The 23,109-nt window shown below is 69.5% G+C and carries 18 protein-coding genes; 9 read left to right on the top strand and 9 right to left on the bottom strand.

The window, feature by feature from the left end; genetic code table 11:
- The first annotated feature begins 98 nt into the window (after positions 1 to 98).
- Positions 99 to 1,076 (top strand): NmrA/HSCARG family protein, encoded by a 978-nt coding sequence (locus LFM09_RS42725; RefSeq protein ID WP_414102336.1) that lies wholly within the window; start codon positions 99 to 101, stop codon positions 1,074 to 1,076.
- Between the two features lie 41 nt (positions 1,077 to 1,117).
- Here LFM09_RS42725 and LFM09_RS42720 read toward each other — a convergent pair whose 3' ends face one another.
- Together LFM09_RS42720 and LFM09_RS42715 are read right to left on the bottom strand one after the other, a co-directional pair.
- Entirely contained in the window at positions 1,118 to 3,820 is a 2,703-nt protein-coding gene (locus LFM09_RS42720) for a GH92 family glycosyl hydrolase (RefSeq protein WP_414102335.1), read from the bottom strand.
- Between the two features lie 100 nt (positions 3,821 to 3,920).
- Complete coding sequence (locus tag LFM09_RS42715) at positions 3,921 to 5,186, bottom strand: hypothetical protein (RefSeq protein ID WP_414102334.1); 1,266 nt, start codon at positions 5,184 to 5,186, stop codon at positions 3,921 to 3,923.
- A gap of 85 nt (positions 5,187 to 5,271) precedes the next feature.
- Between LFM09_RS42715 and LFM09_RS42710 the strand changes: the two genes are divergently transcribed.
- From LFM09_RS42710 to LFM09_RS42700, 3 genes are read left to right on the top strand one after another with little or no spacing between them, the layout of a single operon-like run.
- On the top strand, positions 5,272 to 6,132 hold the full coding sequence (locus LFM09_RS42710; protein WP_414102333.1) for an arpA protein: 861 nt from the start codon (positions 5,272 to 5,274) through the stop codon (positions 6,130 to 6,132).
- Positions 6,133 to 6,141: 9 nt separating this feature from the next.
- Complete coding sequence (locus LFM09_RS42705; RefSeq protein ID WP_414102332.1) at positions 6,142 to 6,942, top strand: class I SAM-dependent methyltransferase; 801 nt, start codon at positions 6,142 to 6,144, stop codon at positions 6,940 to 6,942.
- Positions 6,943 to 6,949: 7 nt separating this feature from the next.
- Entirely contained in the window at positions 6,950 to 8,701 is a 1,752-nt protein-coding gene (locus LFM09_RS42700; RefSeq protein ID WP_414102381.1) for a choline/carnitine O-acyltransferase, read from the top strand.
- Between the two features lie 6 nt (positions 8,702 to 8,707).
- On the opposite strand, the gene LFM09_RS42695 is transcribed toward LFM09_RS42700, so the two are convergent.
- The 4 genes from LFM09_RS42695 to LFM09_RS42680 all read right to left on the bottom strand — a co-directional run bounded on the left by LFM09_RS42695 (position 8,708) and on the right by LFM09_RS42680 (position 13,614).
- The gene (locus LFM09_RS42695) at positions 8,708 to 9,424 is read right to left on the bottom strand and encodes a spermidine synthase (RefSeq protein WP_414102331.1); all 717 of its coding nucleotides are present in this window, start codon (positions 9,422 to 9,424) and stop codon (positions 8,708 to 8,710) included.
- 77 nt (positions 9,425 to 9,501) lie between these two features.
- Positions 9,502 to 11,448 (bottom strand): ABC transporter ATP-binding protein, encoded by a 1,947-nt coding sequence (locus tag LFM09_RS42690; RefSeq protein ID WP_414102380.1) that lies wholly within the window; start codon positions 11,446 to 11,448, stop codon positions 9,502 to 9,504.
- A 20-nt stretch (positions 11,449 to 11,468) separates the two neighbouring features.
- Positions 11,469 to 12,050, bottom strand: a complete 582-nt coding sequence (locus LFM09_RS42685; protein WP_414102330.1) for a TetR/AcrR family transcriptional regulator — start codon at positions 12,048 to 12,050, stop codon at positions 11,469 to 11,471.
- An 88-nt stretch (positions 12,051 to 12,138) separates the two neighbouring features.
- Complete coding sequence (locus LFM09_RS42680) at positions 12,139 to 13,614, bottom strand: hypothetical protein (protein WP_414102329.1); 1,476 nt, start codon at positions 13,612 to 13,614, stop codon at positions 12,139 to 12,141.
- A gap of 337 nt (positions 13,615 to 13,951) precedes the next feature.
- Here LFM09_RS42680 and LFM09_RS42675 point away from each other — a divergent pair, with 337 nt between their 5' ends.
- Positions 13,952 to 15,820, top strand: coding sequence for a protein-arginine deiminase family protein (locus LFM09_RS42675; RefSeq protein ID WP_414102328.1), 1,869 nt, complete (start codon positions 13,952 to 13,954; stop codon positions 15,818 to 15,820).
- A 61-nt stretch (positions 15,821 to 15,881) separates the two neighbouring features.
- On the opposite strand, the gene LFM09_RS42670 is transcribed toward LFM09_RS42675, so the two are convergent.
- Together LFM09_RS42670 and LFM09_RS42665 are read right to left on the bottom strand one after the other, a co-directional pair.
- Positions 15,882 to 16,976 carry a hypothetical protein gene (locus LFM09_RS42670; RefSeq protein WP_414102327.1) on the bottom strand — a complete coding sequence of 365 codons (1,095 nt, stop codon included), beginning with the start codon at positions 16,974 to 16,976 and terminating at the stop codon, positions 15,882 to 15,884.
- A 303-nt stretch (positions 16,977 to 17,279) separates the two neighbouring features.
- A complete protein-coding gene (locus tag LFM09_RS42665) occupies positions 17,280 to 18,164 on the bottom strand; it encodes a glutaminyl-peptide cyclotransferase (protein WP_414102326.1) in 885 nt (294 codons plus the stop codon).
- A 110-nt stretch (positions 18,165 to 18,274) separates the two neighbouring features.
- Here LFM09_RS42665 and LFM09_RS42660 point away from each other — a divergent pair, with 110 nt between their 5' ends.
- Both LFM09_RS42660 and LFM09_RS42655 read left to right on the top strand, forming a co-directional pair.
- Positions 18,275 to 19,570, top strand: coding sequence for a diacylglycerol/lipid kinase family protein (locus LFM09_RS42660; RefSeq protein ID WP_414102325.1), 1,296 nt, complete (start codon positions 18,275 to 18,277; stop codon positions 19,568 to 19,570).
- Positions 19,570 to 20,397 (top strand): class II glutamine amidotransferase, encoded by an 828-nt coding sequence (locus LFM09_RS42655; protein ID WP_414102324.1) that lies wholly within the window; start codon positions 19,570 to 19,572, stop codon positions 20,395 to 20,397. Before LFM09_RS42660 ends, LFM09_RS42655 begins: the two co-directional genes overlap by 1 nt.
- Here LFM09_RS42655 and LFM09_RS42650 read toward each other — a convergent pair.
- Complete coding sequence (locus tag LFM09_RS42650; RefSeq protein WP_414102379.1) at positions 20,381 to 21,349, bottom strand: AraC family transcriptional regulator; 969 nt, start codon at positions 21,347 to 21,349, stop codon at positions 20,381 to 20,383. The genes LFM09_RS42655 and LFM09_RS42650 overlap by 17 nt on opposite strands.
- 212 nt (positions 21,350 to 21,561) lie before the next feature.
- Between LFM09_RS42650 and fabG the strand changes: the two genes are divergently transcribed.
- Complete coding sequence (gene fabG / locus LFM09_RS42645) at positions 21,562 to 22,266, top strand: 3-oxoacyl-ACP reductase FabG (protein WP_414102323.1); 705 nt, start codon at positions 21,562 to 21,564, stop codon at positions 22,264 to 22,266.
- Positions 22,266 to 22,898 (top strand): LuxR C-terminal-related transcriptional regulator, encoded by a 633-nt coding sequence (locus LFM09_RS42640; RefSeq protein WP_414102322.1) that lies wholly within the window; start codon positions 22,266 to 22,268, stop codon positions 22,896 to 22,898. Before fabG ends, LFM09_RS42640 begins: the two co-directional genes overlap by 1 nt.
- The last annotated feature ends 211 nt before the right edge of the window (positions 22,899 to 23,109 follow it).

Raw genomic sequence — 23,109 nt, 5'->3', positions numbered from 1 at the left:
GCCCATTGTCCAGGGGGTGCCGCATTGCTGGCATCCCCTGCGGTGGGTACCCACCGCAGGGGAACGCGCGGCGTGACGATCACTGCCAGCGTGAGGGCATGAGCGAAAACAAGATCATTGCCGTGGTCGGCGCGACCGGTGCGCAGGGCGGCGGGCTGGCGCGGGCGATCCTCGCGGACCCCGGCAGCGGGTTCACGGTCAGGGCACTCACCCGCGATGTCGAGTCGGCGCCCGCGCGGGTCCTGGCCGAGGCAGGCGCGGAGGTGGTGCACGCCGATCTCGACGACGAGGCGAGCGTGCGGCAGGCGTTCGAGGGTGCGTACGGCGCATTCGTGGTGACCAACTTCTGGGCGCAGCTGACCCCGGACCAGGAGGCTGCCCGCAACCGGGCTCGGATGGAGATCGACCAGGCGACCGTGGCCGCCCGCGCCGCGAAAGCGACCGAGCTCCGGCACGTGGTGTGGTCGACGCTCGAGGACACCCGCCCGTACTTCCACCATCTCGGCCGCACGGTGCCGACGTTGCTCGACGAGTACGCCGTTCCGCACTTCGACGCCAAGGGGGAGGCCAACGCCGCGTTCACGAGCCTCGGCGTCCCGGCCACGTTCCTGCAGACCACCTTTTACTACGAGGCACTGACGATGGGGCAGGGCCCGCACCGCGACGCCGACGGAAAGCTCGTGCTGTCCATGCCCATGGCGCACAACCGCCTCGCCCTGATCGCCGGTGAGGACATCGGCCGCACCGCGCTGGGGATCTTCCGGCACGGCGTGGAGTTCGTCGGCCGCACCGTGAGCATCGCCGGTGAGCACGCGACCGGAGAGGACCTGGCCGCACGGCTGGGCGACCTGCTCGGTGAGCAGGTGACCTACCGCCCTCAGACCTACGAAGAGGCGCGCGCGGCCGGCTATCCGGGTGCGGTCGAGATCGCCAACATGTTCGAGTTCTACTCGGAGGCCGCTGACTACTTCGCCGGCGTGCGCGACCTGGATCTGGTGCGCAGGCTCAACCCGCAGCTGCAGTCGCTGGACGACTGGCTGGCGCTCAACCGCGCCGGGATCGAAGCGGCGATCTGACCGGAGGAGCCCGGTGCACCGCACCGGGCTCCGAACACCTGCTAGACGTAGACCTCGAACTCGTAGATCCGCGCGGCGGTGTTGCCGTTGTTCGCCGGCGTGGTGACGTTCAGCCGGACGTACCGCGCCTGCCGTTGCGTGATCGGGTGGTGGGAACGGCTGGACCGCACCGAGGACACGTTCACGACCGTGGTCCAGTTCGTTCCGTCGACGGATGTCTGGACGGTGTAGGCACCCGTGTTCAGGCCCGTGCTCTCACCTCCGAGCCCGGCGTGCTTCAGGACGAACGACCCGACGTTCTGCGCCGAGCCGAGATCCACCTGGAGGAACTTCGTGCCGGCGGCCAGCGAACACCACTTGCCGGACAGGCTGCCGTCGAACGCCTTGGCCGCCGCCTCGTTCACGTTGCAGGGTGTGGACGCTGTGGCGGGCTTGCCTTGTGCCAGGTTCACCCCGAGCGCAGGGGCGGCCGGCGGGGGAGTGAAGCCGTCGTTGAACGAAGGCGGCACGTCCGCCGCACCGGTTCCCCAGGCGCTGGGCGACGGTCCCATGCTGAAGTTCAGCGTCGCGCTGCCGGAGATGTCCCCGTACCGCAGCCAGGACCGCGTCGAGGAGACCCCGTTGCGGTTGAAGCTCTGCACGTGCGCAGCGCCCGCGCCCGAAGCGTTGATCTGCAGCGTGCCGCCGGGCCGGGTGACCGTGACGGACGGGAACAACGGCCCGTGCAACGCGAGTACGTCCGAACCCGGTGTCGGTGGGTACAGACCCATCGCGGCCCAGACGTACCACGCGGAGGTGGCGCCGAGGTCGTCGTTGCCGGGCAGTCCGCCGGCGGCCGTGGTGAACGACTCGGTCATCACCCGCCGCACCGCCGTGCTCGTGCCCTGCGGGTGGGCGGCGTAGTGGTAGGCCCACGGCACACCGTGCTCCGGCTCGTTGCCGATGTAGAAGTACGGCAGGCTCAGTCCGCCGTTGAGCTGCGTGAAGTGGTGGTCGAGGCGCTGGATCGCGGTGCGAGGGCCGCCCATCAGGTTGATCAGGCTGCCGAAGTTGTACGGCACCATCCACGTGTACTGCGACGCGTTGCCCTCGGTGTAGCCGCTCGGGTTCGCCGGGGTGACCGGCCACGCCCACGAGCCGTCGGCGTTGCGCTTCTGCACGTAGCCGGACTCCGGGTTGTACACGTTGGCCCACCACTGGGCACGGGTCATGTAGGTGGTGTACTTCGCCGTGTCGCCCAGAGCTCTGGCGAACTGGGCCACGGCGAAGTCGGATGCCGAGTACTCCAGCGAGTCCGACGGATCCTCGGTGACGTAGTGCCTGCTGAGGTACCCGGCCTGCCGGCCGCGGATCGTCTGGCCCTGCGTTGTGCCACCGTTGGAGCTCTTGTCCATCAACGCGAGAGCGGCGGCGGTGTCGAACCCGCGCACGCCGAACGCGTACAGGCTGGACACGATGATCGGTCCGGGGTCGCCGGTCATCACGAAGTGCTCGTTGCTGTTGTGCGACCACTTCGGCAGAAGCCCGCCCTGCTGGCCGTGCAGCACCATGGACTTCGCTATGTCACTGGATTCCGCGGGTGCGAGCAATGCGATCAGCGAAGCCCACGAGCGGTAGATGTCCCAGCCGGAGTAGTTCTGGTAGACGGTGTGGGACGCGGTGCGCACGGTCTGGTCGGCGCCGCGGTACTGGCCGTTGACGTCGTTGGCGATGTTGGGGTTCTGGAACACGTGGTACAGCGCCGTGTAGAACTTCTGCAGATCCGTCGCCGAGCCACCCGTCGCCTGCACCCTGTTCAGCACGTCGTTCCACGCGGTGTCGGCGGCCGTCCGGACACCGGCGAGGTCGAAGCCCGGGTTCTCGGCGGCGAGATTCGCCTGCGCACCCGCGACGCTGACGTACGAGACGCCGACCTTCAGCTGCACCACGGGGTTCGCGGACGTGTCGAACGTGAGGTAGCCACCGGAGTTCACGCCGCTGGTGCTCGCGGAGCCAGCGCTCACGGTGCCGGCGAGCCACGTGCCGAACCCGGTCGGCGCACGGTCGAACTCGATGGCGTAGAAGAGCTGGTAGGTCTTGGACGAGCCGCAGAAGCCGCCGCCGGTGAACGTCCCGGTGAGCCGGTTGCCGCTGATCGCGATCGACCCGTTGCGGTTGCCCGTGGCGCTGCGGCTGCTGTTGACCAGCACCCTGGCCGTGGTGGTGCTGGGGTAGGTCAGCCGCATGAACCCGGTGCGCTTGGTGGCGCTGAGCTCGACACCGGTGTTGTAGGTGTCGAGCCGATTCTTGTAATAGCCGGGCGCGGCCGACTCGTTGGCCTTCGTGTACGCGCCCGCGTAGCCGGTCCAGTTCGTGCCGGGTGACGTGGCGAGGTTGCCGGTGATCGGCAGGATCCCGAGGTCCTCGTTGTTGGCGCAGCCCGCGCCGTTGAAGTGGGTGAGGCTGAACTCCTGGATGCTCGTGTCGCTGTAGCGGTAGCCGGACGGCGAGGCGGTCGGGGTGTCCGGGCTGAACTGGACCATGCCGAACGGGACCACGGCGCCGGGATAGGTGCTGCCGCCCGCACCGCCGGGAACCGGGTTGGGCGAGTTGCTGTTGTCGGTGCCGATGAACGGGTTCACGTGCTGCGTCAGGTTGAGCGGTGCAGCGACCGCGGGTGTGGCGGTGACGATGCCCGCGGTCAGCAGACCGGCGACCATCAGGGGAATCGAGCGTCTGGCGTGTCGGTGCAGGGAGCCGAACATGAGCCTTCCTCTCCAGGTGTAGGCGACGACAACGTTGTCATCACCCGAGCGGGCACGAGATCGTGCCACGCCGAACTCGGGGGCGGCGAGTGCTTGGTCCTCAGCAGGCGGCGAAGAGGTTCCTGGTGCCGCCGGTGGCGTTCCGGTCGGAGAAACGGCAGCCGTAGCGCGGATCGTCCGTCCGGCGCACGTCGTCACCGGATGGCCGTGTGCCCCGGTCCACCCACGCGGTCAGGTCGCGCCACGCGTTCCCGACCTCGGCGGGGGAGAACTCGCAGTGGTCGATCGTGCGGATGGCGCGCTGCACCAGCAGGTGGGTGCGGCCGGAGCGGGCCACGTCGTCGCGGTAGTCCTGCTCCATCGAGAACGGCACGAACAGGTCGCCGATCCCGTGCAGCGACACGACAGGAGCGCTCGGCCTGCCCTGGACGGCCGGGATCTGAGTGAGTGCGGGAGTGTGGCGCGCGACGGGGTTCGCGGGACGGACCCGTTGCACGGTCTTGTTGACGTCCACCGGCGAGTTCGGCCGGTAGCGGGTGGTCAGGTTGGTGGCGAGCTGCAACGGGTTGGAGGCGAGGGTGTCGCCGGGCGGGGTGGCGACGAGGTTGAACAGGAAGTTCTGCCAGTAGGCGAAAGCCGCGCCAGCGCCGGGCCGGGCGCCCCCGGACAGGGTGGTGACGACGGCGGGGAACTGGCCGTTGCCCGCCAGCGCCTGCTGGATGCGCGGAACCACGACCGTGGCGTAGTCCGGTGGCAGCGGATAGGCGCGGATGCCGGTCAGGGTCTGTGCGACGAGGTGGTAGTTCAGGAAGTAGTCGAACAGCTCGTGGTCGCCCATCACGCCGCACATCGGCAACGCGCCCGCGTAGAACCCCGGATACTGCTCCAGCGAACGGGCGATGACGTGCCCGCCCATGGACACGCCGGCGAGGAAGACCTTCTTCGGCCGCTGCACCTTCTGCCCGAACAGCGTCGCGAGCTCACGCGTGGTCGTGACGCCGGCCCGCACGTCGTAGCTGTTGCTGTAGTAGGAGGACGCGGCCCAGGCGTAGCCCTCGTCGAGCCAGCGCTGACGGAGCCCGTACGGCGGGGCGTCGACGGTGAGGGCCTTGCCCTCGCCGCGATAGCCGTGCGCCCACAGCGCGAGCCGGCCGTTCCAGCGCGGCGGCACCTCGATGATGTAGCCCGCGTGGCTGTGCACGCCCTGGATGACCCTGGTGGGCTTGCCGCCGACCTGCGCTGGAGCGAGTGGCGGATTGACGATCGTGTAGCCGGGCAACGGCTTGTCGCCACCGGTGGCCACCGCGGGGCTCGCAACCGCGAACACCAGGAAGAACGACAACGCGACACTGAGCAGTCGTCTCATGGTTCCGGACGCTACCGCCAAATGCCTGTGGTGGAGAATGTCACAAGGTCTACGCGTTTGTGATCAACGTGGTGACACTGACCGGATGGAATCGGGATTACTCGACCAGGTCGTGAACACGACGGATTATCCGCTGATGGAACCGGGCAGCGCGGCCTGGCGGGAAGTCGTCGAGAGAACCCACCACGACCTGCACACCGTCGGCTGCAGCGTACTGCCTGATTTCATCCGGCCCGCCCGTCACGACGACCTGCGCGGAGAATGCGCGCAGATCGCACCGCAGGCGTATTACGACGTCGAGACCGTGAACGCGTACAACATCGCGGTCGACACACCGCTTCCGCCGGACCACCCCGGCCGCACCACGATGGAACGCGGCAACGCCTTCGTGGCGCGGGACCACATCCCGCGGGACGCGATCATCCACCAGCTCTACACCAGCGAGGTGTTCCAGCGGTTCGTCGCCGGCTGTTTCGAACTCCCGCGGCTGCACGAGCTGGCCGACCCGCTGTCCGGCCTGGTGCTCAACGTGATCCCGCCGGGCCGCGCGCACCCGTGGCACTTCGACACCAACGAGTTCACCGTCAGCATGCTGACCCAGCAGCCCGACGAGGGCGGCGAGTTCCAGTACTGCCCGAACATCCGGTCGGCGGACGAGGAGAACTTCGGTGACGTGCGGGCGGTGCTGGCCGGCGAGGGTGATCACCTCGTCCGCCGGCTCACCCTGCGCGTCGGCGATCTCCAGCTGTTCAAGGGACGTTACGCACTGCACCAGGTGAGCACGGTGCGCGGCGAACGGCAGCGGCACACGGCGATCTTCGCCTACAGCCTGCGGCCCGGGGTGGTGGGCAGCGTGGCCAGGACGCGGCAGCTGTTCGGCCGGGTCCTGCCGGAACACCTTGCGGCAGAAGGAGACGGCGTACGGGTGGACGAGCGGCTGGCCTGAGGGGGACACGTGCGATTCGACGCGACCGGCAAAGTCGAGCTCGACCACATCTACACCCAGCCCGATCCGCGCGCCTACTTCTCCTCGTTGCGCGCGCTCGAGTACCAGATCCCGCAGCTGGCCAAGCCGTATTTCGCCACGCTGATCGAGGACTACCGCGCGCTGCGGGGGGTCGACACCCCGACGGTGCTCGACATAGGCAGCTCCTACGGCATCAACGCGGCCCTGCTGCGCTGCGACCTGACGATGGACGACCTGTACGACCGGTACTGCGGCATCGACGAGCACGATCACGCCGACGTGCTGGCCGCCGACCAGGACCTCGTCCGGGAGCGGGGAAAGGCGATCCCGGCCCGGTTCGTCGGCCTCGACATCTCGGCGCCGGCCCTGTCCTACGCGACGGAGGCCGGGTTCCTCGACGACGCCGTGCGCGCGGATCTGGAACGGTCCGATCCCACCCCGGCCCAGGCGCGCCAACTGGAGGACGTCGACCTGGTCATCTCGACCGGCAGCCTCGGCTACGTCGGCGCGAACACGCTCACCCGAGTCGTGGCCGCCAGTGGTGCACCCTGGATGGCGCACTTCGTGCTGAGGATGTTCCCGTTCGACGAGATCGAGGCGAGCCTCGCCGCGCTCGGCTACGAGACGGTGCGCCTCGACGAGGTGTTCCGGCAGCGGCGGTTCATCTCGCCGGAGGAGCAGTCGCGGGTGCTCGACACGCTGTCCGGCGTGGGAGTCGATCCGAGCGGTCTGGAGGCCGACGGCTGGTTCTACGCTCAGCTCCACATTTCGAAACGGGACGACATCTGAGGTGACTGTGAGCGACGGCAAGACGTTCAGCTACGAGAGCCAGCTGCCGCGGGTGCCCCTGCCCACGCTGGAGGAGAGCTGCGCGCGGTTCCTGGAGTGGTGCGCGCCGCTGCTGACCGCCGCCGAGCTGGCGACCACCGAGGCCGCGGTGAGTGAGTTCCTGGCTCCGGACAGCCCAGCTCGCACTCTGCACGCCGCGCTGGAGGAGTTCGACGGCCGCGAGGACGTGCGCAGCTGGCTCGACCTCTTCTGGCCGACCCGCTACCTCGGCCGCCGCGACCGGATCGCGTTGAACGCGAACTTCTTCTTCCTGTTCCAGGACGTTGCCGAGACTCAGGAGCAACGGGCGGCGGCGCTGATCTCCGCCGCTGTCGCCTACAAGGTGCGGCTCGACGCCGAGCTCATCCCGCCGGTCGTGCTGCGGGGCGAACCGCAGTCCATGGTGCAGAACAAGTTCCTGTTCTCCGCCACCCGGATTCCGCACGTCCAGCAGGACACCGCGCGCACGTCGTTCCCTTCGACCGCCCGGCACGTCGTGGTCTTCTTCCGCGGCAACGCGTTCCGGATGGACGTGTTCGGCCAGGACGGCGTGCCGCACGACCTCGCAGACCTGGTCGGCGGCCTGCAGACGATCATGAAGGCGGACCGCGCGGAGTTCTCGGCCGGGCCTCTCACCACCAAGGCGCGGGCGGAGTGGGCGCGCAGCCGTGAGGCACTGCTCGTCGACAACGCCGAGGCGCTGGAGACGATCGAAACGGCGCTGTTCTGCGTGGCGCTGGAGGACTTCGCGCCCGCGGACACGCTGGCGGCCTGTGACCAGCTGCTGCACGGCGACAGCGCGAACCGCTGGTTCGACAAGGCCGTGACGTTCGTCGTCTTCGCCGACGGCCGTGCGGGCATCAACGTCGAACACTGCGAACTGGACGGCACCACGATCCTCGCGTTCACCGACGCGATGCTCGGTACGCCGACCGAGGAACACCTGCGGGTCTCGGGCGCGACGTCGCAGGGCGTGCCCGCGACCGAGCCGATCGAGTTCGTCCTGACCCCCGAGCTGCGCGAGGACAGCGCCTCGGCCGCGGCGGCGTTCGCCCAGTACGGAGCGGACACCGCGACCGTCACGCTGTCGTTCGAGGACTTCGGCAAGCAGCGCGCGAAGGAGCTGCGGATCTCGCCCGACGCGTTCGTGCAGATGGCCTACCAGCTCGCGCACAAGAGGTCGAAGGGCCTGCTGGGGGCCACGTACGAGTCGATCGGCACCCGGCAGTTCCAGAACGGCCGCACCGAGGCGATGCGGGTGGTGACACCGGAAGCCGTGCGGTTCGTGTCCACTGTGGAGGATCCGGCCACCTCCCGTGCCGACCGCCGGGCCGCGTTGCGGGCAGCGGCGGACGCGCACGTCCAGCGCGCCAAGGAGTGCCAGGTCGGTTCGGCCCCCGAGCAGCACCTGTGGGAGCTGCAGCTGATCCAGAAGCGCCGCGGTGGCACCGAACCGCTCGCGCTGTACGACACGCCGGGCTGGACGATCATGCGGGACGACTACCTGAGCACCAGCTCGGCACCGTCGGTCCACATCCAGCACTTCGGCTTCGGCTCGACCAGCGCGAAGTGCATCGGTGTCGCGTACGTGCTGCTGCCCGACCGCTTCAACCTCTACCTGAGCACGCCCCGCGCGGTCGCGGACGAGATGTACACGTTCGCAGACCGGCTCGGCGAGGCGATCCGCGAACTGCAGGACCTGCTCGCGACGGACGACTGATCGGCCTCAGCCGAGCTGCGCGAGGTACACGGTGTTGGTGGAGTCCCTGTCCTGCAAGGGGTTGGGGAAGCTGACGATCTCGGCCCGGACGGAGGGGAACACCGCCGCGAGAGTGGCGGTGAACTCCTCGTCGGGCGGGTCGTTCGACCACAGCGCGAAGATCCCGCCAGGACGCAGCAGCCCGGCGAGGCGCTGCAAGCCCGCCTGCTCGTAGAAGTCGGCGTTGGTGGGGTGCAGCAGGTGCCGTGGTGAGTGGTCGATGTCGACGACGATGGCGTCGAACCGCCGGCCGGGGGCTGCCGGGTCGAAGCCGTCACCCGAGCGGAGCATCGCGAAGAAGTCGCCGTGGACCAGCCGGCAACGCGGGTCGGCCGCCAGCGCCGTGCCCGCGGGGATGAGTCCCTGCTGATGCCATTCGATCACTTCGTTCAGTGCGTCGACGACCAGCAGCGACTCGACGTGCGCATGCTCCAGCACGGTTTGTGCCGTGTAACCGAGGCCGAGGCCGCCCACGACCACCTGCAGCGGTGCGCGTGGCAGGTCCGCGAGTGCGAGGCGGGCCAGTTCGACCTCGGCGACGGTGAACAGGCTGGACATCAGGAACTCGTCGTTGAGCTTGATCTCGTGGATGTCCTCGCCGCTGCGGGGATCACGCCGCCGGCGCAGGGTGAGCTCGCCCAGCGGAGTCTGACGCCAGTCGAGTTCCTGGAAACGTGCGCTCATGCGGTGGTCAGCTCCGTGGCGGTGGGGGACGATCGGATGAACCTACTCGCCACGCGTCGTGCCCGCGCGGTGGAGGCTCAGCTGGGCACCTCGTCCAGGTACGCCTGCGCCTGCAGCGTGAACAGCTCGGCATACCCGGCCTTGGCGGCCATCAGCTCCTCGTGCGTTCCGTACTCGGCGACCTTCCCGTGCTCCAGCAACAGAATCCGCTCCGCCTGCCGCACGGTCGAGAACCGGTGCGAGATGTACAGCGTCGTCCGGCCCTCCGACAGCTCCCGCAGTCGCGAGAACAGGTCGTGCTCGGCCCTCGCGTCCAGCGCCGACGTCGGCTCGTCGAGCACCAGGATCGGCGCCTCCCGCTGGAACGCCCTGGCCAGCGCGATCTTCTGCCACTCGCCGCCCGACAGGCTGACACCCTGGTCGAACCAGCGGCCGAGCGGACTGTCGTAACCCCGGGGCAGCCGCTCGATCCGCTCGTCCGCGCCGGCGCGGCGGGCCGAGTCCTCGATGTGCGGCCGGTCTTCGAGCCGCGTCAGGTCGCCGAGGCCGATGTTCTCCGCGGCCGTGCCCTGGTACGTCACGTAGTCCTGGAACATCGCGCTGATCCGCGTGCGCAGCGCGTCGGGGTCGTACTCGCGGATGTCGACGCCGTCGAGCAGGATGCGGCCTGCGGTCGGGTCGTAGAGCCGGCAGAGCAGCTTGAACAACGTCGACTTGCCCGCGCCGTTGCGGCCGACCACCGCCACCGTCTCGCCGGGGCGGATCTCGAAGCTGACGTTGTCCAGCGCGGGTTCCTCGGCACCGGGGTAGCTGAAGGTCACCGAGTCGAACTCGATGTGACCCTCCACTGTGGACGGCATCGGGCGCGGTGACGCCGGCGCCGTGATCTCCGGCTTGGTGTCCAGGAACCGGTACAGCGTGTCGAGGTAGAGGTTGTTCTCGTACATCCCCGAGAACGCCGTGAACAGCCCGGACACCGACGACTGCACGGACGCCGCCGCGGCCGTGTACAGCGCCAGGTCTCCCAGCGTGAGCCGGCCGCCGACCGCTTCCAGCGCGATGTACAACGTGATCGCCGAACCCGCGAGCGTGCTCAACAGCCCCCACGAGGTCGAGCTGACGTTGCGGTTGATCGTCAGCTTCCGCTGCCGCTCGTAGGAGACGGTGCCGAGCCGGCGGAACCGGTCGACGAAGTACGGGCCGAGCCCGAACAGCTTCGTCTCCTTGGCGTAGGTGTCCGTCGTGACCAAGGAGGACAGGTAGTCCATCCGCCGCTTGATCGGCGACATCATGAAGGTCAGCCAGAACGCGCGCGAGCCGTACCTCGACTGCGAGATGAACGCCGGGATCGGCGCCACCAGCGCGACCAGCGCCAGCAGCGGGCTGATCGAGACGAGCAGCGCGATCATGCTGCCGAACGTGATCAACGTCCGCAGGAGCCCCAGCGCTGAGTTCATCATCGACAGCGGCCGCGTCGGCGCTTCCTGCGCGGCCTGACGCAGCATGTCGTACGACGTCGAGCCCTCGAAGTACGCGAGGTGCAGTTCGCTGGCGTGCGCCATCACCCGGTGGCGGATGGTCAGCGTCATGCGTTCCTGCAGCAACGACTGCGCGATCGACGTCAGCGCGCTGCTGAGCGCGGACCCGGCGAGCACGCCGAACTGCAGCAACGCGATCTTCGCGATGTCGCCCGTGGTGCCGGTGTGCTGGATCGCCGCGACGACGGAGTCGAGCAGCAGCTTCGCGATGTACGCGGTCGCGGTCGGCAGGAGTCCCGACAAGACCGTGATCAGCGCCAGGACGATGGTCAGGACCGGGCTGGCCTGCCACGTCAGCCTCGCGACCTTCGGCAGCCCGCGGACGGTGCCCGCCACGGACGTCTTCGCGCGCTTCAGCCGGGAGCGCAGGTCCTTCGGCCCGTCTTCCGGCTTCGCTTCGGGAATGTCGACCGGTCCGGTCAGCCCGCTCTCGGGCACCGTCGTGGCGCGCCGCCGACGCCCGCGCCGGCCCAGCACGAACTCCAGGCCGCCCCCACCGCCCGGGATCATCGAGCCTCCACGGCGCCGTGGAGGAAGAAGTCGACCACCTGGCGCGTGGTGGGCGCGTCGACGTCCGCCGCCAGCCGCCGCCCGCCGAACAACAAGGTCAGGAACAGGGCGGCGAGCTGTTCGGGCGGCAGTCGCAGCCGATCCTTCTCCGGCGTGAACAGCTCGACCATCGCCCCGCGGATGGCGGCCATCGACTCGCGGCGCCCGCCCTTCCAGGTGCCACCCTTGCGCTGTTCGGGGTCGCGGTGCTTGATCCGGCCGGACGCGTGCAGCGCACCCATCAGCGCGCCCATCCGGTCGAGGTGCGCGCCGAGCGCCTCGGCGGCTTCGACGAGCCGGTCCTCCAGGGGCTGGTCGACGGGGATCTCGGCGATCGCGTCGAGCACGTGGTCGGGCCGCAGCGCCTCGGCCGTGCACGCGTCGAACAGCTCGTCCTTGTCCTTGAACGCGCGGAAGATGGTGCCCTCGCCGATGCCGGCGGCGCGGGCGATCTGGCTGCTCGTCACGTTCGCGCCGTGCTCCATGAGGAGTGGGAGCACGGCGTGCACGATCATGGCGCGCCGGTCCTCGGCGCTCATGCTCGGCGCTCGTCGCCGAGTCTCGGATGCTGGTGTCACGCTCCCATCATGCGGAGTGAGCGCTCACTCCGTCAAATGAGTTGTCGGGTCAGACCGATGCGGTGGCCTTCGCTCCTGGCGCGACCGTGATCGTCACCGACGACAGCGTCCGGCCCTCCACGACGCTGACCTTGGTGGGCTGTCGTTGCCCGTTCACGAGCGCGGTGTCGAACCGCCCGGAGAACTGCGCGGTCCACACGAGCGGCCGCGGTCCGGAGTGGTGGGTCAGCGCGCTGCTCTTGGTGCCGTCGTGCCGGACCGCGAGATCGTGCTTGCCCAGCGGGATGTGGTCGAGCTCCAGCCACGGCACCGCGGACGGCAGCTGCGGCAACGTGGAGAGCGCCGACGCCGGAGCGTTCGGCTCGATGCCCAGCAGGCCCTCGGCGATGTTGCCGATGGTGGTGTAGGAGACCTCGGGGTAGGCGGCGCGGCTGTCCGCGACGTAGCGGAACCACTTCCACGCCTGATCGACGCGGCCCCAGCGGAAGAACGTCTCCGGCAGATAGGTGTAGGCCTCGATGTTGAACGGCGGCAGGTCCGACACGGACTTGTGCACGAAGTCGAGGTAGGCGTTGGTGCGCGTGCCGGGGGAGGTGATGCCCTTCATCGGCAGGAACCAGGAGTTCTCCTTGCCGAAGTTCGTGCGCGCACCCGCTTTCGTGAAGCCGCGGATGTACCTGTTCGCGCTCGCCGACCACCAGTTCTTCTCGAAGTGCGCGCGCAGTGCGGTCGCGCGGGCCTCGGTCGCGCGCGCACCTGCTTCGTCGCCGCGTGCCCGTTGCGCGATGCTGTACGCCAGAAGTGCTTGGTACTGCGAGCCGATCGCGTCGCCGGCTTCCAGAAGGCCTTCGCCGCCCTCGTTGTAGCTCGCGACGCCCTGGAAGATCTTGCCGGTGCCGTCCTCGTCCGCGACGCCGTTGCGGTTGTCGTCGTGCGCGGTGACGAAGGCGTTGACCGAGTTCCCGTAGTACTTCCACAGCACCGAGTCGTCGACGTAGGCGCGGTCGGCGGTCCACAGGTACTGCCGCACTCCCTTCTCGGTCAGCTCGAACACCGCGGGGACCTCGCGGACGAAGTTGTCGTCGCTCTTGTAGTCCGTGCGGTAGATGCCGCCGTCGAACTGGAACGCCCACAACGGGTACCAGCGCCGCCGCTCGGTCGCCGACGCGGCGAAGACCTTGAGCATGCTGATGTTCTCGGCGTCCAGACCGAGCAGGTGCGCGCCGAGCATCTGGTGCGCCACGTCGCGCGAGTAGAAAGCGGGCCGGTTCGTCAGACCCGCCCAGTACGACGGGATGGTGCCGGGCTTGCCGGTCTGCACCCAGTCCAGCGCGCGTTTGCGGGCCCACGCGAAGTCCGCGTTGAGCGTGCTGCTGCCGGACCGCAGCGCCAGCGCCGGTGCGGCGGAGGCGGTGCCGCGACCGGCGAAGGTGGCGGCCACCGCGGAGATCAGCAGGGTGCGGCGGGTGAGGCGAGAGGACGGCACGACCGCTCCTTCGTCGGAGAACGAAGCGGCGGCGGACACCGTTGACCCTCGTCGCCTTCAAGGTCGCCGTCAAGGGAGCGAGCGCATCAGCCTGTTTGCAAACTCGCCGAGGTGCTCTGCTTACGCCCTCGCTATAGCTTCAGTGTTGACTGAAGTCAATGTTCTTGGTGTCGCGTTCCTATCGAGACGGCAATGCTCCTTTGGTAGGGCTGAGGAGCACGCGAGCGCGAGCTCTATCAGAGCGGCGGGTTGCTGCACTTGTTGCGTCACCCGGTTGGCCCACAACCTGAGGAGGACGCGTAGTCACCTGAAGGATGATGCGGCCGTACGGCGCAGCTCCCTAGCGTGGCAGCACTTTGATCACGAGGGGGATCTTGTGCGAAAACGTGTTGCCGCGACCACCGGTGTGGTCGCGCTGGCGAGTGTGATCTTCACGGGAGCGCCGGCCTCAGCGGCGCCCGGCGGTGCGGTGCTTTTGGCCGACACCAACAGAAACGGCACGGTCGACTGGGCCGACCTGGCCGGCAAGAAGCGATGGGCGCAACAGCGCGGCGCGATCTTCCTGCCGAACATCGACGACGACGCCAAGCGCTGCACGCCCACCGAGGAGGAGCTGAAGGACCGCACGATCGCGGCCGACGCGAAGTTCGCGGCCTGCAACGACTCCCAGGACGAGGTCGTCAACGGACCACTGGACGCGGCGGACTTCGCACCACTGCGAACCATGCCGCGCAACGTGAACCAGGACGGCAAGGTCTCGCTGGGTACCGGCGAGGACCGGTACGCCCGCCTGTGGGTCGAGCGCAACGGCGCCTGGACCTCGTTGGGTGCGGGCGGCACGCTCACCGCGGCCGAACTGCGCAAGGGTGCCAAGCTGGCCCTCGAAGGCCGGGACGTCATCCGGGACAAGGCCGCGTGGAGCGGCACGATCACCGTGACGCTCAAGGCCGGCGGCGAGGACTCGGTGCAACTGCGGGTGGCACCGCTGATCATGCAGAACGACCTCAGGGCGCCGCGCCAGGTCGTGACCTCGGAGCCGGAGCCCCAGTACAGCGCGGGGTACGCCGACTTCCTCGCGACGCTGCGCAACGCGATGACGGCGGCGAACCTGCCGGACTCGGCGCTGACCGCGGTCGCCAACAACGACCGGTGGTTCCAGGACATCTTCGAGCCGACCACGGCCAGCATGCCGGGCCCCAACGGCAAGCCGCAGGTGATGCACGTCCTCCTGCGCAGTGCCAACTACTTCCCGGGCGGCGAGTGGCAGGGCGAGTACTACCCGCCCGCACTCCGCGGAGCCGGCCGTGTCGCGTTCAGCGCGTTGCGCGGACCAGGCGTCGGCGTGGTGCAGCAGTTCACCGACCAGCGCAGCGAGGCCGTCGACGACAGTCTGAACTCGACCGGCAACTACGAGAGCCTGCCGCCCTACCGCGGCCACGAGCTCGGCCGCCCGCTGTACGGCAGCACCGCCGAACGCCAGCCGGACCCGTCGTTCACGACGCTGCTCGGCTCGCAGTACGCGGACCCGGTCATCATCGACACCTCCTGGCTCGTCGTCGGTCACTCCGACGAGACCGTGCACGTGATCCCGGCCCGCAACTCCCGCGGCTGGACGTTGATGGTCGCCGACCCGCGGCTGGCACTCGACCTGATGCGTCAGGCCACAAAGGACGGACATGGCAAGTCGGTCCTGTTCGAGGGCACCAGCGAAAAGGTGAAGCCCACGATCGACGAGGCGCTGGCGAACCCGAAGTTCCTGGAGCAGAACGACACCGCGGCCAAGCACGTCGACACCCAGCTCGCCGTGCTGCTCAGGGAGACCGGCCTCACCGAGCGCGACCTCGTCCGCGTCCCGGTGCTGTTCGAGCAGTTCAACTGGCAGCAGCTGGAAGCGGAGGGCGATCGGCTCGCCGCGACCGGCAGGGTCACCCGCCCGATGGTGGACGACCTGAGCACCCGCATGCGCGAGGGCAAGGCGGCACGCACCGTCTTCGTCGCACACAGCGCCGGTATCCCGAACGGCATCTCGCTGGGCGGGGGAGTGTTCGGCGCCCCCGACCCGCACGGACCGCGCATCGACGGCGTGGACCTGTTCAAGAGCACGACCGAACGCGCGCTGGCCGGCACGCCGGTCAAGGTGAAGTGGGTCGAGGACTGGGACTTCCTCCACAAGGGAGCGGGCGAGGTGCACTGCGGTACCAACGCGTTGCGCGAGCCGACCAGGGCCGACTGGTGGCGCGCCTGATCCGGTGATCTGCAGCAGGCGGGGTGGCCGGCCGCCCCGCCTGTCGTGCAGATGGTCCGCGTCAGTGGTTGTACATGGCTTCCAGCGCGGCGCGGCGGGTGGTGACGTCGAGAGGATCGTCGCCGAAGACGAGCAGGTGCACGGTGGTCTGCTTGATCGGGTTGTCGGTGCGGCGGGTGTCGTGGCCGCCGGTGACGAGGAGCCCTCCGCGCTCCAGCGAAGGCCGTAGCGCGGCCAGCAATGCGGCGATGGGTGCTGCGGTGGTGAGTTTCGTGGACTCCGACGGGCGGTCGAGGGCGTCGGGGCGGATGGTGTGCAGCGCCAGCAGCGGGATGGATCCGCTGGTGATGCGGAAGTTGAGGTCGAGCATGACGAGTTGGCCGTCGCGGGTCTGGGCGCAGTCGAGGCTGCACATGCCGCGGTAGCCGACGTCGGCGGCGCGCTGGGCGATCGCCAGGCATTCGGTGAGCAGGTCGGCGGGCAGGGGGACGACGAGCCCGAAGCGGCCGCCGGTGTAGACGCCGTCGGCGTCGATGCGCTGGTCGGTCACGGCGAGCAAGCGGGCGTGGCCGTCGGCGGCGACGTAGAGCTGGACGCCCCAGTTGTGGTGGATGTCGAGGTATTCCTCCACCACGACGTCGTCGAGGACGCCGGTGAACGCGGGCAGGGTCACCAGGTCCCCGGCTCGGTGCAGGTAGACGTCGAGGCTGGCGCCGTGGGCGGCGTTGGTGGCGGCTTTGAGAACCCAGGACTTCTCGGCGGGTGTGGCTCGGGCGAGTTCGCCGGTGGTGACGATCTCGCGGCGGGCTTGGAAGCGAGGAGCGACGAACGTGCTGATGCTGGCTTTGTTGTTGAGGTAGCCGACGAGCTCGGCGCTCTTCACGGAGCGTTCGTCGGGATACAGGCTGGTCGGCTGCGGGTATTCCATGGACAGGCGCAGGCCGTCGCTGAGGGCTTCGGTGACGCGGAGGGCGAACTCGGCTTCGGTGCGGAACTCGCGTGGGTCGGTGCCGACGGGCAGGCCGCCGTCGCGGAGGGCGGCGATCAGGTTGGGTTCGGTGCCGCCGGCGCTGGTGATGACGGGGGTGTCGGCGGCGACGGCGAGAGGGCGCGCGGACAGGACGTCCCGGGTGTTGCGGTGCTTGCTCGACGGCACCGCGGGTTCCTGGGCGGGGCGTGCGCAGACGGCGATGTCAGGGCCGTAGATGTCGGTGAGGGTGCGGGGAGCGGCCGAGGTCGGCGTGAGCGCGGAAACGGTGATGGGAGATCTCCCTCGTGGGGTTGTTCTTGGATCTGCGAACCGGGGGCGGTGAAACGCGCCTGGATGAGGCGGCGTCCGCTCCGGGGTGAAGGCGCGCCTGCGGGGGTGAGCCCAGGGCGGCGTAGACGTCAACTGTCTCACGTTTCGCGAGGTTCGGGGGCCTGCACCTCTCGGGACCCTGCACAGCACCCGCGGGCGTCACACCTGCGGTTGCAGCCGGATCCGGTAGTGGTGGCCGTAGTGCCGCCCGGTGAGCCACAGTTCGTCCCCGGCGCCGCTGACCGCCGTGATCCCGCCGATCACGTCGTCCCTGCCGGTCGGCTGTTCGGCGACGGTGACCGCGGTGAGGTCGGCGACAGCCGTGACGATCCCGGTGACGAGGTCGACGCGGATCAGCCAGTCCGTGCCGGTGACGACCGCCCAGACCTGCGGGTAGCCCCTGACGGTCACGCAGTGCAGCTCGCCGAGCCGTGCGGTGGACCACTCACGGGTGGCGACCTGGACCTCACCGATCGGCGCGGCGGTCTCGTGGTCGCGCAGCAGCAGCCGCGTTGAGCCGTCGGACTGCACGAGCCGGGTGCCGTCGTGGCACAGGCCCCAGCTTTCGTGCGCCTCAGGCGTCCTGCGTCGTTCCGCCAGGGTGACCGGGTCACGCAGGATCGTGAGACCCGTTGTGATGTGCCACAGCCCGGCCGGGGCGAGCGCGATCCCGCTGCGTCCGCGCACCGCGGGCACCTCCTGCTGGGCGCGGACGGCACCGGTCGTGGGTGCCACCGCGCGGATGGTCCGGCCGGTGTCCTCCACCAGGACTTCGCCGACCAGTTCCAGGCCCTGCGCGTCAGCCCGGTCGGTGCGAACGCGCTCGAGCACCCGCACGTGGAAGCGCCGCGACGTGGATTCCGAGCTGCTGCTGCTCGTGGTGGGCGGCGAGTAGGTGGCGAGATCCATGGCCGGAGGTGTGGAACAGGCGGTGGTCGCCGACGCCAGCAGTGCTGCGAGTGCGAGTTTTCGATACCGAAAGCCGTTGACGCACAAGGAATTCACGACGTCGATCGTGTCGGCGGCCGACCTGTCCCACTTCACCTCCGGCGGATGAGCTTCACGCCGTGCTCATCCGTCGTGGGGGAGGCCGAGCGAGGCGGTGGCGCACGAAGGTTGCGGAGGTTCCTGAACTCCAGCGGAGGGACGAAGGCATGGCCGACTCAGGACAACGGTGGCTTGCGCGGCTCGCACTTCTCGCGGCAGCGGTGGCGGTGGTGCTGCTTCTGGCCGTCGCGGGGTTCCGCGCCGGCATCGGCCTGGTGCTGGTCGGCGCGGCCGGGATGGCCGCGGGCCTCGCCGCCGTCTGGTGGTTCGTCAGCCGCCGGGGCTTCGTGCGATGGCTGGCCGGGTTCGTCGTGCTCGCCGCTCCGGTGACGGTGGCGGTCGTGTACGCGCTCGCCGGGCTGCTGTGGGTCGCGGTGGTGTGCGCGGTGCTGTGGTCGATCGCGCTGGTCTCCGGACGACGCGCGCTCGCCGGCGTGCCGAGTGGCCCGGACGAACACGAGACCCCGCCTCCGGTGCGGCCACACCTGATCATGAACGTTCGGTCGGGTGGCGGGAAGGTCGAGCGGTTCAACCTCGTGGAACGGGCCTGGCTGCTGGGCGCGCAGATCCACCTGCTCGACGGCACGCAGGACGTCGCCGAGCTCGCCCGCCAGGCCGTCCGCGACGGCGCCGACCTGCTGGGCGTGGCCGGAGGCGATGGCACCCAGGCACTCGTGGCGGACGTCGCGGCGGAGCACGGGGTGCCCTTCCTGGTGATCCCGGCGGGCACCCGCAACCACTTCGCCCTCGACCTCGGTCTGGACCGCGACGACCCCGTCGGCTGCCTCGACGCACTCGTCGACGGCGTCGAGCTGCGCGTCGACCTCGGCATGATCGGGGACCGCGCCTTCGTCAACAACGCGTCGTTCGGCGCGTACGCCGAGCTGGTGCGAAGCCCCGCCTACCGCGACGACAAGGCGGGCACGATGCTCGACCTGCTGCCCGGCCTGCTGACCGAGCAGCAACCGGAGCTGCGGCTGCGGGCAGGAGACGCCGAGCTCGAAGGACCGCAGGCGGTGCTGGTCAGCAACAACCCTTACGGGACCGGCGTCCTGGCCGGCTGGGGTCGTCGGCCCCGGCTCGACGGCGGCCGGTTGGGAGTGCTCGCCGTGACGGTCCACGACGCCGCCGGAGCTGCGGGCCTGATGCGCGGCCGGACGTCGAGTGCGTTGCTCGAGCGGACCGCGACGGAGGTCGTCATCACCGCCGACGCGCCGCTGTTGCCGGTCGGCGTCGACGGCGAGACCGTCTCGATGCCGACTCCGGTGCGGTGCACGACCCGGCCGGGGGTGTTGCGGGTTCGGGTACCGCGCCTGCGCCGGGCGGCGGCTGTGTCACAGCCGGAGGTGGACTGGACCCGGCTGCGCAGGCTGGCCTTCTCCACGGGGGGTGAGCTCACCTGATGTGCCGATGGCTCGCGTACTCGGGTTCCCCGGTCCTGCTGGAGGAACTCCTCTACAAACCGGCGAACTCGCTCGTCACCCAGAGCAGGCACTCCCGGCTGGGCGCGGAGACCACCAACGGCGACGGGTTCGGCGTCGGCTGGTACGCGGACGCGGCCACCCCAGGCCTCTTCCTCAGCACGGAACCCGCCTGGAACGACCGCAACCTGCGGGAGCTGTCGGCCCAGGTCTCGGCGGGCCGGGTGTTCGCGCACGTTCGCGCGTCCACCGGCACCGCTGTGCAGCAGACCAACTGTCATCCCTTCCGGCACGGGCGCTGGTTGTGGATGCACAACGGACTCATCACGGACTTCAACCTGGTGCGCCGGGACCTCGCGATGACGGTCGATCCCTCGCTCTACCACGAGATCGAGGGGTCGACGGACTCCGAGATCCTCTTCCACCTGGCGCTGACCTTCGGCCTGGAGACGGATCCGCTCGCTGCCGTCGCCCGCGCCGTCGGCTGCGTCGAGGCGGCCGGCCGGGACCACGGCCTGGTGTACCCGATCCAGATGACCGTCGCGACGACGGACGGCGAGACGACCTGGGCGTTCCGCTACTCCAGCCGGGGCAGGTCCCGCAGCCTGTTCCACAGCAACGACATCACGACGCTGCGGGAGCAGTACCCGGACAACCCGATGCTGCACTCGCTCTCGGCCGACACCCGGCTGGTCGTGTCGGAGCCGCTGGGCGATCTGCACGGCGCGTGGCGCGAGGTGCCCGAGTCCGCTTGTCTGGTCGTGACAGGAGGTGCGGGGGAGCTGCGCCCGTTCACACCTCTGCGCTGACCGCCCGGTGCCCACCTGCGTAGGCGGCGGGCGTGGTGCCCGTCCACCTGCGGAACGCGCGGATGAATGCCGCCGCGTCCCCGTAGCCGAGCCGCAGCGCCACCTGCTCGACGCTCAGCTTGTGCAGCGTCATGAGTTCGATCGCCTTGAGCCGCCGGGTCTCGTCGACGAGGTGACGCAGTGAGGTCCCCTCCACGGCGAGATGGCGGCGCAGCGTGCGAGGTGACAGGTGCAGCCGCGCGGCGATCAGGCCGGAGTCGGTCACACCTTCCGCGATGATCGTCCGCACGTGCTGCGCGACGCACGGCGAGCAGTGTTCGAGCAGCAGCGAACGGCACGCGCGCTCGCAGACCGTTGTTGTGAGTGAATCCGCTTGTGGCAGAGGGAGATCCAGCACCGCGCTGTCGGTGATGATCGCGCTGTGCGGTGCGTCGAACGTCACCGGCGCTCCGAGTGCGCGTTCGTAGTCGACTGAGGTGGGGGAGAGCCGGAGCTCCACGCGCATCGAGGGAGGTGACTCGTCGAGGATGGTGCGCAGGATGCCCACGGTGACCGCGATCTCCCGTTCGACGAGGAACCGCCGCAGTCCTGCCGGCGAGTCGGGGTCGTCCTCCACGATCAGGTTGGCCTCGTCTGCGCACACCCGCAGGCTGAGCCCGGTCATCGCGTAGGTGAGCGGCAGGTAGCGCAGGCCGAACTCGACGGCACTGCGCACCGTCGGACAGGTCAGCAACGCGAAGCCCCAGACCCCGTAGGCGCGCAACGAAAGCCGTTCACCGACCGCGAGGCCGACGCCGGGCGCGTGCCCCACAGCGGCGACGAGGTTCGCTGCCACGGCCAGTTCCTGCGCCCCTCCCACCACCGCGCCCGCGCGCAGCATCTCGGGAGAGATTCCGGTGCCCTGCAAGCACGTCCACACGTGCACGCCGTGCTCGGCGCCGACGTCGACCATCGCCCGCACGCCTGCCGCACCCCGGCGGAACCAGGGCGGATGGCCGGAAAGGTCAACACGTCGGCCGCTGTGGCCACCAGCTGACACCGTCGATCTCCCTAACGTCGAACCAGGAAGGGCGCCGGTGCCCGAAGTCAGTCCCAACCATAGGGGCGTCCGGGCTGCCGACTCGCGGTATCACCCGGACGCCGATGATCCGCAAGGAGCACACGATGACCCGCACAGTGCTGGTGACCGGAGGCAACCGGGGGATCGGCCGCTCGATCGCCGAGGCGTTCCTCTCCGACGGTGCGAAGGTGGCGGTGACCCACCGGGGCGGTGAGGTCCCGGAGGGCGCTTTCGGCGTGAAGTGCGACGTGACCGACGGCGAGCAGGTGGACGCGGCGTTCACCGCGGTCGAGGCGGAGCTGGGGCCCGTGGACGTGCTCGTGGCCAACGCCGGGATCACCGACAGCACGCTCATCACCAGGATGACCGAGGACAGGTTCACCTCGGTGCTGGACACGAACCTGACCGGTGCGTGGCGGTGTGCGCGGCGCGCCGCCACGGCGATGACCCGTGCGCGAAACGGCCGAATGATCTTCATCTCCTCGGTGGTCGGCATGTACGGCAGCGCGGGCATGGCGAACTACGCCGCGAGCAAGGCCGGCCTGATCGGGCTCGCCCGCTCGCTCGCCCGCGAGCTGGGCAGCCGCGGCGTGACCGCGAACGTGATCGCCCCGGGGTACGTCAACACGGACATGACGGCGGTGCTGCCCGAGCAGTACGGCAAGCAGTACCGGGACTCGATTCCGTTGCGCCGCTTCGCCGAACCGTCGGAGGTGGCCGCCGCGGTCGTGTGGCTGGCCAGCGACTCGGCGCGGTACGTGACAGGGGCCGTCATCCCGATCGACGGTGGCCTGGGAATGGGGCACTGATGCTCACCTCCGTGCTGCTGATCGATGACGAAGTGTTGGTGCGCAAAGGGTTTCGGTGCGGTTTGGAGGAAGCATCAGATGTGGTCGTGGTGGGGGAGACCGCCCGCGTGGCCGATGGTTTGCTGCTGGCGCAACGACATCGGCCGCATGTGGTGCTCACCGCGGACGTCGCCGACCTGGCGCGGCTGCGGGCGTGCGCGGCCGGTGGCGTCATCGCGCTCGTCGTGGAAGGCACCGACGAGCAGCTGCACCAGGTGCTGAGCGACGGCGCGCGGGGCCTGCTGCTCAAGCGCACCAGTCACGAGGAGCTCCTCGCCGCGGTACGAGCCGTGGCGAGGGGTCACGCGTACCTCTGCGCCGAGATGACGGGGCGTCTGCTGGACCGGTTCGAGATCGTGCCCCCGTCCGAGGAGGTGGACCGCGGGCTGGGGCTGCTCAGCGACCGGGAACGCCAGGTGCTGGTGAGAATGGCGCGCGGCCGCAGCAACGACGAGATCGCGCGGGAGCTCTATCTCACCTGTGCCACGGTGAAGTCCCACGTGTCGCACATCCTCGCGAAGCTGGGCCAACCGAACCGGATGCACGCGGCGTTGCTCGCCCAGCGCATGGGACTGCTCGCCCGTACCGGGTGAGGGTCGGCGCGGTGTTGTGCCTGCCGGTCCGGAGGTGTGTGTGGTGCGGTTCGGCCCGCGTGTCGGGGTTGGTTTTCTGGTGGTCCGGGTGAGGGCCGGCACGACGTTGTGCCTGCCGGACCAGAGGTGTGTGCGGTGCCGTTCGCCTCGCGTGTCGGGGTTGGTTCTCAGCCGGGCCGGGTGAAGGCCAGCACGACGTTGTGCCCGCCGA

Source organism: Lentzea alba, from assembly GCF_047445655.1.
GTDB lineage: Bacteria > Actinomycetota > Actinomycetes > Mycobacteriales > Pseudonocardiaceae > Lentzea > Lentzea alba_A.
This window is presented reverse-complemented; position numbering and strand designations above follow the sequence as displayed.